Origin of the sequence: Microbacterium sp. EST19A, from assembly GCF_019969685.1 — a bacterium.
In the GTDB taxonomy this organism is placed as follows: Bacteria; Actinomycetota; Actinomycetes; order Actinomycetales; family Microbacteriaceae; genus Microbacterium.
Genome location: NZ_JAHXYZ010000001.1, coordinates 1,658,539 through 1,670,365, shown reverse-complemented (window position 1 = coordinate 1,670,365; position 11,827 = coordinate 1,658,539). Strand labels below are relative to the sequence as shown.

The following is an 11,827-nucleotide window of genomic DNA, read 5'->3' as shown; positions in this document are numbered from 1 at the left end:
GTTCGTCGATGTGTGAGAGAGCGGATGCTGCCGCCCTCATTCCTTCACTCCGGACAGCGCGATGCCCTGCACGAACTGCTTCTGGGCGAAGAAGAACAGCACGATCACCGGGATGACGAAGAGCAGCGTGGCCGCCATGGTGAGGTTCCATTGCACCGAGTGCACCGACCGGAACTGCGAGAGCCCGATCGACAAGGTGTACCACTCCTGGTTCGAGGCGAGGTACAGCAGCGGATTGAAGAAGTCGTTCCAGCTGTAGAAGAACGCGAAGAGCGCAGCCGCGGCGATGGCCGGCTTCACCATGGGCAGGAACACGGTCCAGAGCAGTCGCAGCTCGGAGGCGCCGTCCATGCGTCCCGCGTCGAGGTACGTGCGCGGCACCGACACGAAGAACTGCCGCAGCAGGAAGATCGTGAACGCGTCGCCGAAGAGGCTCGGGATGATCAGCGGCAGCGGAGACCCGACCAGTCCGAGCTGCGCGTACGCGGCGTAGAGCGGCACGATCGTGACCTGCGGCGGCAGCATCATCGCGGCGATGACCGCGACGAACAGCACGCGCCGCCCGCGGAACCGGAAAGTCGCGAGGGCGTAGGCGACCGGAATGCTGGTGGCGACCGCGAGGATCGTGCTCGACCCGGCGATCAGCAGCGTGTTGGCCATGTACCGCAGCAGCGGCACCTTCTCGAAGACCTCGACGAAGTTGGCGAGGTTCACGGGGTCGGGCCAGATGCGGCTCGTGAGCGCCTGGTCGTCGGTCATCAGCGCGGTCGTGATGATGAAGAGCAGCGGCGCGAGGAACATCAGCAGCAGCGCGATGAGGATCGCGTGCCGTCCGACGGCTGCGAGCAGCCGCTGACGGCGAGCGCGGGCACGGGTCGCGCGCGGCGATGGCGTGGTGGAGCGGCCGGATGCCGGCGCGACGGGTCGATCGATGATGGCGGTCATGGTCAGCCTTCCTCGCCGTGCACACGGCCGCGGGTGGCCCGGATGAGCACCAGCACGACGACGAGGGTCGCCGCGAACAGCACCATCGAGAGCGCGGCCGCGTAGCCCATGTTGAAGTAGCGGAATCCCTGCTGATACAGCACCTCGGTGAAGAAGAGGAGGGTGTTCTGCGGGTAGCCGATGTTGTCGGCGGTCACGCCGGATCCGCCGCCGATCACGGTGCTGACGACGTAGGGCTGCGCGAACAGCTGCAGGCTGCCGATCACGCCCATGATCGTCGAGAACAGGATTACGGGCGAGATCGTCGGCAGCGTGATGTGCCAGAAGCGGCGCCAGCCGTTCGCGCCGTCGAGCTGCGCGGCTTCCTGCATCTCGAGCGGCACTTCGAGCACGGCCGCGAGCAGGATGACGATCGTGTTGCCGACGCCCCAGGTGGTGAGCAGCAGCAGCGACACCTGTGAGGTCGCGGGGTCGCTGAACCAGAGCGGCTTCGGTAGTCCCAGAGCGCCGAGGATCGCGTTGACCGGACCCGTGCCCGGGTTGAGCACGAACGAGAAGGTCATCGCCGCGGCCACGGGCGGCAGCAGCGTGGGCAGGTAGAAGAGGGTGCGGTAGATGCCGGCGCCCGAGCGGACGCGGGCCAGGGTCGCCGCGATGCCGAGCGAGAACATCAGCTGCAGCGGCACCGAGACGAGGCAGAACACGAGGGTGTTGCGGATCGCGGTGCCGATCTGCTGATCGCCGTCGAACATGAACTGGTAGTTGGCGAGCCCGATGAACTGGGGCGCGTTCACCATGTCGTAGCGGGTGAACGAGTAGGCGAGGTTCGCGACCAGCGGGTACCCGAAGAACAGGACGAGGCCGATGAGCCCCGGGCTCAGGAAGGCCAGGATCGTGAGGGTCTGGCGCCGCTTCCGCTTACGGAGCGCCCCGGAGCGGTCGGGCGACGTGGTCGCCTGACCGCTCCGGGTGAGGGGTGCCGTCGTCACGGCGCGTTCCCTCCGGAGGCCTGGGAGATCTGGCTGTCGATCTGCTTCGCGACGCCGGCGAGCCCCTCTTCGGCATCCTTCACGTCGCCCGCCTGCCAGCCCTGCAGCCACTGACCCAGGAGCTCGCGCGGTGCGGCGCCGGCCGGGGTGCCGGGGATCGAGCGGGTGTTCTCGTTCGCGGCGATGTCGAGCATCACGTTGAACTGATCGATCGTGCGGATGCTCTCGTCTTCGAGCGCCGCGGTCGTGGTGGGCACGTTGCGGAGTTCGAGGGTGAGGTCGACGAGGTTGTCGGTGTCGGTGGCGAGGTACTCGGCCAGCAGCCAGGCGGCGTCGGAGTGCTTCGATCCGCGGGGGATGCCGACGGTCGTGCCGCTGATCGTGCCGCCGCCGTACGTCGCCTCGTCCACGGTCGGGATGGGGGCGGTGCCGTAGTTCAGGTCGGGAGCCTGGTCGTCGATGAACGCGACGCGCCACTCGCCGTCGACGGCCATCGCGAGCCGGCCGGTGTGCAGCGGGTTCTCGGCCGAGAACTCGGCGCCGAGGCCGGCGACGTACTCCTGGAGGTCGTCGTAGCCGTACCAGTCGATGAGCTCCTTCTGCCATTCGAGCATGGCGGCCCACTGCGGGTCGGAGGCCATGGCCGCCTTGCCCTCGTCGTCGTACCAGGTGAGGTCCCAGCCGGCGGTGAAGGTCGCGACGTTGTTCTCCTGGAAGTCGAGGAACGGCACGAAGCCCGCGACCTGGATGCTGCCGTCGGCGTTGCGCACGGTGAGCTTCTTGGCGGCCTCGGCGAGCTCGTCCCAGGTGGTCGGCACGGCGACGCCGGCGGCATCCAGCATGTCCTGGTTGAAGTAGAGGCCGTAGACGTCGGCCATCACCGGGAGCGCGCAGCGGTCGCCGTCGTAGGACGTGTACGCCTCGGTCGATGACAGGATGCCGTCGACATCGGCATCCGACTTCGCGATGCGATCGTCGAGGTTCTGGAAGACGCCCGTGGAGCAGTAGCTGGCGACGGCCTCGCTGTTGTTGGCGAGGGCGACGTCGGGGGCGGTGTTGCCGCGCACGGCCTGCAGCAGGGTGTCGTCGTTCTGGCCGCCGGTGTGGTCGACGGTGATCCAGGGGTACTTCTCCTCGAAGGCGTCGAGGCGGGCGTCGATCACGCCTTCCTCGCGGTCGGTGAAGAAGCTCCACAGCGAGAGGGTGATCGGGGTCTTGTCGTCGGGGCCGCCCTCTCCGCCGTCGGCCGGTCCCGAGCCCGTGCCGCAGGCGGTCAGGGCGAGGGCTGCGACGGCGATCGCGGCGAGTGCTGCTGGTCGAGTGCGCATGTGTACTCCTCCGTTGGGGTGGTGCAGGCGGTGAGGGCTCGGGTGCTGCGGGTGCTACTGCGGGGCGGATGCCGTGGCGTCGGCAGCCGCCTCGGGGAGGAGGCTCGCGGCGTCGCGGTCGAGGTTCACGTGCACGTTGCCGTGCTCGTAGGCGAACGTGGCGGGGAACTCGGGGTGGAACCCCTCGGCGGCGAGAAGTCGCGCCGTCGAGGAGGCTTTTCCGGCGCCGTGCACGACGATCTCGACGCGGCGGGCGTCGGAGAGGGTGGCGAGGCCGACGCTGACACCGTGGGTCGGCACGTCGTCGAGCGAGTCGAACTCGGGGAAGGTGCCGAGGTTGTCGAGGCGCGTCGAGTCGGCGAGCGGGATGATGCGGGTGCGGCTGTCGAGTGCGCTGCCGGGAGGGTTGAAGGCCACGTGGCCGTCGGAGGAGCCGACCGCGACGTAGAAGATGTCGATGCCACCGGCATCCGCGATCCGCCCGTCGTAGGCCTCGGGGTCGGCGGGGTCGGGCGACCAGAGGTGGGCGACGCCGATGCCGGTGAGGGGCTTGACCGCGTCGCTGAGCTTCGCGATCACCTGCTCGCCGTACTGGCGGCAGCTGTAGTGGGCGGTGACGGGGGGAGCCGTCCAACCGTCGCCGTCGGGGATCGCGTAGTCGTCCATGAGCACGAGGCGCACGTGGCCGAGGTCGCGGGGCGTCTCGCGCAGCTGGGCGGCGAGGGCGTCGATCACGGGAGTGAGGGTGCGACCGGCGGGGATGCCGACGATCAGCAGGCGACCCTCGGTCGCGGCACTGTCGATGGACTCGATCAGTTGGGCCGCGAGCGTCGCGCTCAGCTCGTCGACGGTCGAGCTGATGGAGTGGGGCAGGGTCACAGCGGTTCTCTTCTCGTGGTGGGTGGCGTGATCACTGTAGGGCGATCGTGCACGATCGAGAGACCAAAATGGACCAGATTAGACCAAAATACTAGATTGGTCGTAGCGTAGGAGCATGACGAACGAACCGCGCCGGGCGGGCGCAGGAGTGGCGGATGCTGCGGCCGACCAGCTCCGGCGACTCGTGCGGGCGGGCGCCTTCACCTCCACGGGACGGCTGCCCAGCGAGCGCGACCTGGTCGAGCAGCTGCAGGTCAGCCGCACCACCGTGCGGCGTGCGCTGGCGGCGCTGGCCGAGGAGGGGCTGGTGAGCCCGGCGCCCCAGTCCGGGTGGTTCGTGAACGAGGCGCCGCTGGGAGAGCCTCCCCGCACGCTCATCAGCTTCACCGAGATGGCGCGGCGCCGCGGGGTCGTGCCGGGCACGCGAGTGCTGTCGCACGTCGTGCGCGAGGCGACGCTCGACGAGGCGCAGCAGCTGCAGACGGGTCCGCTCAGTCCGGTGGTCGAGGTCGAGCGGCTGCGGTCGCTCGGCGATACGCCCATCTGCATCGATCACACGGTGATCCTGCTCGAGCGCACGCCCGGCATCGAAGACGTCGACCTGTCGGACACGTCGCTCTATGCGGAGATGGGCGCTCTGGGCACGGAGCCCGCGCGATCGAACTTCGTGGTCGAGGCGATCGGGGCGGATGAGCGGGAGGCCGAACTGCTCGAGGTACCGGTGGGGAGCCCGCTGCTGTTGGGGGCCGAGACGGCGTTCGATGCGGTCGGGAGGCCGATCCTCATCGGGAGTACGAGGTACCGGGCGAATGTGTACCGGTTCTACAGCACGATGCTGCGGCGGTAGGGCTCGGGCGACGCGTCGCGAGGGGGACATTTGTCACTCGTCCTGATGACACGTGGGCACTGGGCACGCGGCCGACGATCGAGTGCGATGGAAGCATGTCCATATTCGACGAAGACGATGCCGACGCGCTCGGCATGCTCGGCGATGCCGACGACGGAACGACGCCCCGCCGCCAGAAGCGCGGTGACGGGAGTCCGCTCCCGCCGTTCCGCTGGTGGCATCTGGTTTCCGGTCGAAAGCTGTTCTCGCTGACGTTGCCGCGGCCGGGCGGGCCGGATGTGATCTACGCGGTGGATGTGCGGACCCATGACGACGGCGATCCTCGTGCACACCTCTATCGCGACGGGGCGCAGGCCGTCGTGTCGAAGCTGCCGGCGGCGTTCACGGTCGAGGGCGGCGTGATCCAGGTGCGGGCAGGGACGTACGGCCTGCGGCGGATGCACTACGTCACGCCCGATCGATCCGAACGTCGCCTCACTCCGCATCCGAGATCGGCGATCGGCCGCCGTCTCCGACTCGAGCAGACGCACCCGGTCGCGAGCCGATGGATCGCCGCGGTCGCGATCGTCGTCCTCCTCGTCGGTGTGGGAGTGAACGTGCCGCAACTGGTGCAGGTGATCTCAGAGATCCCACCCATCGCGGAGCGCTTCGGCACGTTCGTCTCCCCTATCCATCTCCCCCTGTGGCTCAACATCACCCTCGGCGCCGGTGCGGCGTTGGCCAGCATGGAGCGCGGCCTCCGCCTTCGCTACCACTGGATGCTCGACGGCCTCGGCAATTGAGCGACCGGGGATCCGCTCGCGATCAACGTTTGGGCCTTGGGTCGCTGAGCTTGTCGAAGCGCCCGTCATTCGACTTTGCAGGGTGGAAGGTCGACGGTGCCAGCCGATCCGCAGGTGAGTCTCATGCCCCACGTTCGATCGCCCCGGCAGTTCACCATCTTGAACTCCGACCAGTTGTAGCTTCCGAACTTGCCCGGCCAGGCCCAGAAGATGACGGCGGAGTCTTCGAACTTCACCTCGATGCCGCTGTCGCCGAACCATGTCCATGTCCCTTGGCCCGAGTAGAGGCCGCCCGAGTCGTCCCAGCAGATTCCGGAGTCGGTCTTCACCCATTGACCCTCCGGCACGTCAGAAAGCTCGGCGACGCCCTCGGGAGAGATCGTCAGCGACATCGTCGGGTCTGTCGAGCTGGAATGTCCATCTATGCGCCCGCCCTCCCACGCCGCTGAGGGCTGCGGCCTGGATTCGGGTTCGCGTTCACCGCAGGCAACTAAGCCAGCCGTCAGAAGGATGGTGGCAGAGGCAATCGCCGCAACTCGTCGGAGCATGCCGCCATTCTGTTCGTGGTCGATGGGAAAGCTCTGGGCGCGATGTGGGAGCGAGTTCGTGGGTGTGGAGGTGCCGGGCGAGGTATGAGGTGTGCGAGGATCACCGTCCCAATCGATCGTCCAGCCAGTCCAGCATCCGCTCTGCCGTCAGGGTTCGGGCCAGGGGTTGGCAGTGTTCGCCCGCTCCTTCGGCGGCGGTGAAGCGGATGACGGTCGACACGTTCGGCGTGAGGCTCGCGAGCTGGTCGGACTGTCCTGGCCAGAACTGCTCGCCCTCGGGCGCGAGGATCGCGAGCGGAGTGACGATCTGCCCCGCGACGTCGGCGACGGTGTACTTCCGGACGGCTTCGATCGTCTCGCCGTAGCCCGTGGTGCCGTAGGGGCGGGCGCGGAATCGCCAGGTGCGGGCGGTCTCGGGAGAGAACTTCATCCCGAGCTCCATCTCCTTGTCGAACTTCGCGGTCTCCCCCGCGTCGAGCAGCTTCAGCAGGCTTTTCGGCAGGTGTCCGGTCCATGAGGTCGACACGTCGACGACGCCCGGATCGGTGATCGCGGCGGCGAAGCGGTGTTCGAAGGCGAGGGCGCGGGCCACCCAGTACCCGCCCTGGCTGATCCCGTAGACGGAGATCGACATGGCGTCGACTCCGTCGAGACGGGCGACGAAGTCGAAGACCGGGGTGAGCACGTGTTCCCAGTCGGGGCGGAACGGCACGTTGCGTTCGAAGAGCTCGGACTGCTGGCCAGGTCCGTCGAACACGAGCACGTTGTATCCGCGTTCGAGGGCGGGCGCCACGCACGAGGCCCAGAGGGCGGCGAGTGAGCCGTCGCTTCCGTTGACGGCGATGAGCGTCGGGGCGCCCTCGGCGACGGACGGTCGGAAGAACCAGCCGGGAAGACTGCTGGCCTCGTACGGGATGCTGACCTCTTCGACGCTCGCGGAGGTGTGCGCGATGAAGCCGTTCCAGGCGTCCTGCTGCTTGGTGAAGGTGGGGGCGAGGTCGTCGGTGCTCTCCAGGGCGCTGACCGCATTCACGGCGACGCCGTAGTAGGCCGAAGCGCGGAGGAAGGCGCTGGCCGCGCTGACGCGGTGCGTGCCTGCGGCGGCTTTCTGCGCCGTCGCGAACGTGCGATCGGCAAGGTCGAACCAGGCTTTGTACCAGCCGTCATGATCGTTCTTCTTGATACCGGCGGTGGCGGCGAGGACCTCGCCCGGCTCGCCGGCGCCGTACACGCTCTGACCGAGGACTCCGCGGATCTCGTAGTCGTAGTCGGGATTGTCGTTGAAGGGCCGGATGCCGGTCGGGGCGTGGTGGAACGGATCCGGGAGATGAGCGTTCATGGGGAGGTCGCCTTTCCGGTGGGGAGCGCGGATGCCGGTATTCAAGCAGGTCGGCGAAGGGTTGTGGAGGTGACTTTTACGCGCCCCCCGGTCGTTGAGCGAGCGAAGCGAGACGAAACGCGGTGACATCGTCCGGACGGTCTGCTACGTTCCGGAGAACCCCGGCGTCACGCATCAAAGGAGACCGGCGCATGAGACCACTGCGGTATGCGATCAACGTCACGCTCGACGGCAGCGTTCACCACGAGGCGGGGCTCACTCCCGACGAGGAGTTCATGGACTTCTGGACCGCCGAGATGGATCGGTCCGATGCCGAACTGTACGGCCGGGTGACCTACGAGATGATGGAGTCCGCGTGGCGGCGGCCGGCGGACGGCGTGTGGCCCGACTGGATGGATGAGTCCGAGGTCCGGTTCGCCGAGCGCATCGACCGTGCCAAGAAGTACGTCGTGTCGAGCACCCTCACTGAGGTCGACTGGAACGCCGAGCTGCTGCGCGGCGACCTGGGCGACGCGGTTCGCCGACTTAAGCAGGAACCGGGCAAGGGCCTCTCCGTCGGCGGCGTAACACTCACTCTCGCGCTCGCGAACCTCGGTCTGATCGACGAGTACACGTTCGCCGTGCATCCGGTCCTCGCCGGGAGCGGGCCGCGGTTGTTCGATGGGTTGCGGGAGCGGATCGAGCTCGAGTTGGTGGAGCGGCAGGAGTTCCGGTCGGGCGTTGTGGTGCAGCGGTATCGGGCGCGGGCTTGAGACGCCGGTCGTTTGAGCGAGCGCCAGCGAGCCGAAACGCCCTTCAGATCGAGATGCTGAACCGCACGCGTTACAGGCCGATGATCTGTGCCTTCATCGCCGCTGCCTGCTCCGGAGTGATCGCCCCCGCCCGTTCCAGCTCCACGATCCGCTCGATCTGACTCGTGATGTCCGGGGCGCTGGCGGCGGGTGCCTCGGGAACCGGGTCGGCTTCCGCAGGGCGCACACGTTGGATGCCAGCGGCGATCGCATTGACGCGCTGAGCAGTGGCTCGCGCGTCGGAGAGCGCGCCGATGGGGATCCGTGTCTTGAGCACCCATCCTCGTGATCCGATGTGGAATTCCGCCACCCGGGTGTCGGTCTTCTCCTTCTTACCGAATGCCATGGCAGGGATCAGCGCGGTTCCCGGCAGGATCGAGCCGAACGCCGCGGCGGTCATAGAGGGGCGCGTGGTGACCTGCACCTGCCCATCTACGTACACCTGAGCCTCGGTGAGGACATCGATCGGATAGGCCACCCTGCCCATGTGCACGCGGTCGTCGAAGACGACGATGTTGGGCCCGAAGGCCGCCCCGACGACGACGCCGACCTGCTGCGGGATGTGCGCGCCTCTGGCCACTCGCAGCTCTTGGAGTTTCGCCGCGGCGAACTCGACTCCACTCTTGACCTTCTGGGATTTTGCCCACACGATCAGATCGTGGGAGAGTGCCACTTCTCTGGCATGATCGGCGGCGGATAGAACCTCTGAGATTTCATCGATTCTCCGCACGAGCGCCCGCCCATAGACGTCGCCTACGGCGGTCAGCTTCTCGGCGCGCGTGACCTTTGCGGTCGTGAGCGTCCGACCTGTGGCAACTGTGAATTGCCGCGCGATCTCCTCGACGACCTTGCCTGCCTGGTCCTGCATCTTCGACGGGACGCTGATCTGGATGACCTTGCGCCCTTCGCGGAGCTTGATCCCGACGGATGTCCGCTCGAGGGTGGAGATGTCATCCCAGAGAACAACTCTCGGCTTGTCACCGACGGCACCGCGTCCGAGCCACGAGGTTCCCTCGAGATACAGACCCTCTGGTCGCAGATCGACGATCACACCGGATACAGCGAAGGGCAGCAGCGGTCCTTCCGGAATCGGAGGGGCCTGCTGGGAGACGGAGCTGACGGGATCGGGGGCGACGAAAGTAGGCGGCGGAGCGATCGGTCGGTGCATATCCAGCCACCGCTCGCCGTCCCAGTACGACTCCCACTGATCGCCGTTCGGATACCAACCCGCACTCGCCATGCTCATATCGTTCTCCATCGCGCCGCTCTCTCCCTCGAGAGCACTCCAGCCGAATCTACTGCGCGGTGTTCGCCACTCCGCGGCTCGCCTCGACCTGCGCGCGAACGATTTCTACCGCGGCGAGGATGGTCGGACCGTCCTGCGTTCCGATGGCGTCAGTGAGGCTGTCCTGCGTAGCCTCCAGAGCGGCGAGGGACGCCGGCCAGGTGGCGGCGACGTTCTCCGGCACATCCAAGGCCTGAAGCTGGCCCTGGTTGAAGGCCAGTTCCCCGCTGTTGCTGAGCAGGCGCCAGAAGCCATCCTCGTTGACTGTCGTGACGATGTCGTCGAGGTCTTTGAGCATGTCATCGAGGTGCGAGCCCGCCTGGGCACGGAAGCCCACCGCGTCGACCGTCTCGACGACTGGCGCCGGCGGCGGCGTCTCGACGACTTCTTCCGGCGTCGGGCTCGGGACCGAGACCACAGGGGCGGTGCTGGCTTCGGAGGCCGTCTCGGAACGGCCTCCCGAACCGATCGCCGCTCCGACAGACCCCACGACGATCACACCGGCAGCGATCGCACCTCCGATGAGCCACTTTCTCTTCGACGAAGCCGGAGGCTTAGGCGCTCCAGGAGCAGGCGCGGAGAAAGCGGCGGCTCCCGGTGCGGGTGGCGGCGAGAACTGCGGCGCGGCTGCCGTAACGGGCTCGGGGACTGCGATGGGGGCGACGTGCTCGGTCCACCGTCCACCATCCCAGAACCGATTCTGCGTCGGATCTTCGGGACTCGGGTACCACCCGGCGGCGACGTTGCTCACGTTTGCTCCATGCTGCTGAAGTGCCCCCAGTTGGGCCCATCTGAGAGTAGCGACCAGCTGGGCCCAACCTGCCCGCACGCGGTTACGATTTCGTCACGCCTTCGTCGGGAATGGCGGCGACAGGGCGACCGTGACCTCCCGCCCGACCTCCGGTGTCGGAATCACCGATAGCATCAACTCGAGATTTGACCTATGGATTCCCTGAGAGGTCGATCACCGCTGAGAGGAACCTGATGTCAGACCCTACGCCCGCGCCCGGTTGGTACCCCGCGCCGCACGCCAACAATGAGCAGCGTTACTGGGACGGTGCACAGTGGCTCGAGCCGCAGCCCGCAGCCCCGACCGCGGTGCTTACAGACGCCGTGCCGGCCGCCGGCGCCGCCCCCTGGGCGAGTGCAGCGTCGGCGGATGCGGCGGCGGAGTCAAAGCCGACCCCTGTCCTGTCGATCGTCGCGCTCATCGCCGGCATCATCGCGTTCTTCACGGGGATCGTCCCGATCCTCGGAGTGATCCTCGGCCTGGGCGCGATCGCGCTCGGTGTGTTCGCGCTCATGAAGCAACAGCGCAAGGGTCTCGCCGTTGCAGGTATCGTGCTTGGCAGCATCGCCGTCATCACGTCGATCGCCGTCACGGCCGGGATCGCTGCGAACCTTCCCGCATCTGACAAGAAGCCGGTGGCAGCGGTGCAGCAGACCAGTGAACCGGCTGACGAGGAGGTCGCTGAGGAACCGCCCGCGACGATCACTGTCCCCGACGTCGTCGGGCTGCCCGTCTCCGACGCAATCACCGTGCTCGAGGATGCCGGGCTGGACGCCCCTCAGCTGACGTCGTTCGAAGACCCGGCCGCCCTGGTCGTCTCGACCAGCCGCGCCGCAGGCTCAGAAGCCACCGAAGGCGCAGCCATCACGATCGTCGTGGCCGAAAAGCCGAAGCTCACCCTCGGCCAGCAGAACGCGATCGCGAAGGCGCAGGACTACCTCGACTATTCCGGGTTCTCCCGCACGGGCCTGATCGGCCAGCTCGAGTACGAAGGGTTCTCTACGGAGGACGCGACGTTCGGCGCCGACAATGCCGGTGCTGACTGGAACGCAGAAGCCGCGGAGAAGGCCGCCGACTATCTCAACTACTCGTCGTTCTCACGCCAGAGCCTGTACGAACAGCTCGAATACGAGGGGTTCCAGGCAGCCGAGATCGAGTACGCCCTGTCGGCCGTCGGTTACTGATCTCGCTGTCCCCAGGACGGGGGACCGCCACCCAGGCAGAAAGCTGGGTGGCGGTCTCTTTCATTCGTCAGCGGCGCGAGAAGGTGTCCCCCGATTCCTTGCCGGCGGTTGGCCGGGAAT

Annotated in this window: 12 protein-coding genes and 1 pseudogene; 4 read left to right on the top strand and 9 right to left on the bottom strand. The window is 67.3% G+C overall.

Annotated features, from left to right (window positions below; all coding sequences use genetic code 11):
* Positions 1–36: 36 nt before the first annotated feature.
* From LC452_RS08255 to LC452_RS08240, 4 genes are read right to left on the bottom strand one after another with little or no spacing between them, the layout of a single operon-like run.
* A complete protein-coding gene (locus LC452_RS08255) occupies positions 37–945 on the bottom strand; it encodes a carbohydrate ABC transporter permease (protein ID WP_223624047.1) in 909 nt (302 codons plus the stop codon).
* Between the two features lie 2 nt (positions 946–947).
* Complete coding sequence (locus tag LC452_RS08250) at positions 948–1,934, bottom strand: carbohydrate ABC transporter permease (protein WP_223624045.1); 987 nt, start codon at positions 1,932–1,934, stop codon at positions 948–950.
* Positions 1,931–3,262 carry an extracellular solute-binding protein gene (locus LC452_RS08245; protein WP_223624043.1) on the bottom strand — a complete coding sequence of 444 codons (1,332 nt, stop codon included), beginning with the start codon at positions 3,260–3,262 and terminating at the stop codon, positions 1,931–1,933. The genes LC452_RS08250 and LC452_RS08245 overlap by 4 nt, the downstream gene beginning before the upstream one ends.
* A gap of 54 nt (positions 3,263–3,316) precedes the next feature.
* Positions 3,317–4,141 carry a 6-phosphogluconolactonase gene (locus tag LC452_RS08240; protein WP_223624041.1) on the bottom strand — a complete coding sequence of 275 codons (825 nt, stop codon included), beginning with the start codon at positions 4,139–4,141 and terminating at the stop codon, positions 3,317–3,319.
* Positions 4,142–4,256: 115 nt separating this feature from the next.
* Here LC452_RS08240 and LC452_RS08235 point away from each other — a divergent pair, with 115 nt between their 5' ends.
* Positions 4,257–4,988, top strand: coding sequence for a GntR family transcriptional regulator (locus tag LC452_RS08235; protein WP_223624039.1), 732 nt, complete (start codon positions 4,257–4,259; stop codon positions 4,986–4,988).
* Between the two features lie 95 nt (positions 4,989–5,083).
* The gene (locus LC452_RS08230; protein WP_223624037.1) at positions 5,084–5,770 is read left to right on the top strand and encodes a hypothetical protein; all 687 of its coding nucleotides are present in this window, start codon (positions 5,084–5,086) and stop codon (positions 5,768–5,770) included.
* A gap of 65 nt (positions 5,771–5,835) precedes the next feature.
* On the opposite strand, the gene LC452_RS08225 is transcribed toward LC452_RS08230, so the two are convergent.
* Together LC452_RS08225 and LC452_RS08220 are read right to left on the bottom strand one after the other, a co-directional pair.
* The gene (locus tag LC452_RS08225) at positions 5,836–6,162 is read right to left on the bottom strand and encodes a hypothetical protein (protein ID WP_223624035.1); all 327 of its coding nucleotides are present in this window, start codon (positions 6,160–6,162) and stop codon (positions 5,836–5,838) included.
* A gap of 256 nt (positions 6,163–6,418) precedes the next feature.
* Complete coding sequence (locus LC452_RS08220; RefSeq protein ID WP_223624034.1) at positions 6,419–7,657, bottom strand: S9 family peptidase; 1,239 nt, start codon at positions 7,655–7,657, stop codon at positions 6,419–6,421.
* A 191-nt stretch (positions 7,658–7,848) separates the two neighbouring features.
* Between LC452_RS08220 and LC452_RS08215 the strand changes: the two genes are divergently transcribed.
* Positions 7,849–8,409 (top strand): dihydrofolate reductase family protein, encoded by a 561-nt coding sequence (locus tag LC452_RS08215; protein WP_223624032.1) that lies wholly within the window; start codon positions 7,849–7,851, stop codon positions 8,407–8,409.
* Between the two features lie 70 nt (positions 8,410–8,479).
* On the opposite strand, the gene LC452_RS08210 is transcribed toward LC452_RS08215, so the two are convergent.
* The 3 genes and pseudogenes from LC452_RS08210 to LC452_RS22170 form a co-directional block, all read right to left on the bottom strand.
* On the bottom strand, positions 8,480–9,499 hold the full coding sequence (locus LC452_RS08210) for a hypothetical protein (protein ID WP_223624031.1): 1,020 nt from the start codon (positions 9,497–9,499) through the stop codon (positions 8,480–8,482).
* Positions 9,500–9,743: 244 nt separating this feature from the next.
* Entirely contained in the window at positions 9,744–10,232 is a 489-nt protein-coding gene (locus LC452_RS08205; RefSeq protein WP_223624735.1) for a hypothetical protein, read from the bottom strand.
* A gap of 150 nt (positions 10,233–10,382) precedes the next feature.
* Positions 10,383–10,484, bottom strand: a pseudogene (locus LC452_RS22170) (DUF2510 domain-containing protein); the annotation flags it as partial.
* Positions 10,485–10,717: 233 nt separating this feature from the next.
* Between LC452_RS22170 and LC452_RS08195 the strand changes: the two are divergent.
* Complete coding sequence (locus LC452_RS08195) at positions 10,718–11,707, top strand: Ltp family lipoprotein (protein ID WP_223624029.1); 990 nt, start codon at positions 10,718–10,720, stop codon at positions 11,705–11,707.
* Positions 11,708–11,827: the final 120 nt, after the last annotated feature.